The 253-nt window shown below is 62.1% G+C and carries 1 protein-coding gene; it reads right to left on the reverse strand.

Annotation, left to right across the window (positions count from 1 at the left end):
- A partial coding sequence (locus R0J92_RS24880) for a hypothetical protein (protein ID WP_411053652.1) occupies nt 1-253 on the reverse strand: 253 nt, incomplete at both ends.

Here is a 253-nt window from a genome sequence, read left to right on the forward strand (position 1 = left end):
TTCAATCCGTAGAAGAACGCGCCGCTGTAATCGTCGCCGGTCGTGGTCGACGCGCCGCCGACCGCACCGCTCGTATTCGACGTCGTATCCGGATGATTGAGCACTATGTAGCCGCCGCCGATCGACAACGGTCCATTGACGTAGTTCGCCGAGATGCCCCATGCGCGGTTGTTGCCGAAGCCGGTTCCGCTGCCGCCGCTGGCCTGATTGCTGAACGCATACAGGCCGTCCACCGTGAATCCGGCAATCGTGT

This window comes from Tritonibacter sp. SIMBA_163 (genome assembly GCF_046535935.1).
Classification (GTDB): domain Bacteria; phylum Pseudomonadota; class Alphaproteobacteria; order Rhodobacterales; family Rhodobacteraceae; genus Epibacterium; species Epibacterium scottomollicae.